The sequence below is a fragment of the Stenotrophomonas sp. P5_B8 genome (assembly GCF_054049855.1).
Window position 1 is genome coordinate 1 of sequence record NZ_JBFULO010000629.1, and the last position, 1638, is coordinate 1638.

At 67.4% G+C, this 1638-nt stretch carries 2 protein-coding genes; both read right to left on the reverse strand.

Annotated features, from left to right (window positions below):
• Positions 1 to 259, reverse strand: a 259-nt coding sequence (locus ACXJKH_RS20155) for a DUF4879 domain-containing protein (protein WP_457322023.1), incomplete at its 3' end; no start/stop codon positions are given.
• A 236-nt stretch (positions 260 to 495) separates the two neighbouring features.
• Positions 496 to 1416 (reverse strand): M14 family metallopeptidase, encoded by a 921-nt coding sequence (locus ACXJKH_RS20160; protein ID WP_457322025.1) that lies wholly within the window; start codon positions 1414 to 1416, stop codon positions 496 to 498.
• Positions 1417 to 1638 lie beyond the last annotated feature (222 nt).

Below are 1638 nucleotides of genomic sequence, written 5' to 3' on the forward strand. Positions count from 1 at the left end.
GCCCGGGTGATGTCATGTATTCCCAGCCTCCCGCCTGCGTAGAGCCCACGGCGAGGACTGCGACCTGGCTGATCGGGGGTGCCGGCGCGCGCGGCGCGGTCAGCGCCTGGGCCACCAGGGCACCCGCTGTGTTTCGATCCAGTCGCCCCGCCGCCAACTCCAGCGGCATGAAATCGCGAAGCACGATGGTGGCGTCGTCAGCCGATGCTGGCGATGCCAGACCCAATGCCAGCAACAACGTTGCGATGCAGGTGCGCATGCGGTGGCTCCTCTGGCAGCGACATTGCTGCCCGGGCAGGTTACCCATGCCGGCGCCACCGCCGATGCGATCTGCGACCGGAAATGCACTAGGAATCCACCGAAATCCGCCACAGCCAACGCGTAAACGCCGCACCTGGCCACAGGTTCCGATGCATCGAGATCGCATCGGACCGGCGGAAGCGCCGCGTGTCACCGCGGCGGCCCGGCCCGAATGGCTAACGCGTCAGATACCGCTCAACGCTGGGCCAGTGCGAAATCCAGCCCCGCACGCACCGCCGCCACCTGCGCGTCGTTGCATTCCTGCGGGCTGGTACGCGGGCTGTCCGGGTAGACCTCGGTGGTGGTGGCAAAGCGCGCGTCGGTGAAGCCGGCGCAGGCGCCAATCGAACGCGACTCGCCCCAGACCACGCCATTGGATTGCAGCGGCATGCCGATCAGTTCGCCCTTGGCATCGGCCGGGGCGATATGGGTGACCTTCTCCACCGCTGCGATCAGCGCTTGCTGGAACGCTGGCTGCGGATCTTCGCTGTTGCCGATCACGTAGAAGCCATCGGGGATGATGTCCGGCACCAGGGCCTTGCCGTCGCGCGCGCAGCGTGCCGGGTCGAACTCCTGCAGGTCACTGTCGGTGGTTTCATGCAGGTCCAGGTGCACCAGCAGGGTGTCGCCGCGCGCGGCCACCCACTGCATCAGCGCGCGCGCCTCTTCGATCTGACCACCGTCGCGGAAGCTTCGATTGGGATCGATCGCATCGGGATTCCAGCGCTGGATGCGCTCATAGCCCCACGGGCTCACGCACGGCGCCACGATCAGGTTGATGCGGCCCGCGTAGGCTTCAGCGTTTTCGTCGAGAAACTGCAGCGCGCCATGCACGCCGCTGGTTTCATAGCCGTGCACGCCGCCGGTGATCAGCGCGGTCGGCAGCCCGGCATCCCAATCCTGGTTGACCACGGCAAACAGCGGGTAATGATCCGGCGCGTAGTCGAGCTGGCCGTACTGGACCACCTCGAAGCGTTCGCCCAGGCGTTCAAGCGCGGCCACCACGTCATCGTGATAGCTGCGCTGGCGCTGCTGGGCGGCCCGCCACTGCGCGCGCTCGGCGTCGCCCCAGGGCTGGCCGGGGGTGCCGATCGGGTAGAAATGCGCAGTGGTCATGAAGCGGCTCCAGAGGTCGAAATGCGGTGGTCGCCGCGCCGTGAAAGCGGCAGGGCGACGGTCTAGCGGCTTATTCTATAGCGGTGCGTCCGGCGCCGCTTTGCCGAGGCGGTACAGCCAAGGACCGACGCTTCAGCAGTTGGCGCGCAAGCCCCAGCGACGCCTTCGCGTGGCGATGACCGGAAACCGGTGCGGTGGCATGTCGCGCCCGACCTCTCGTGC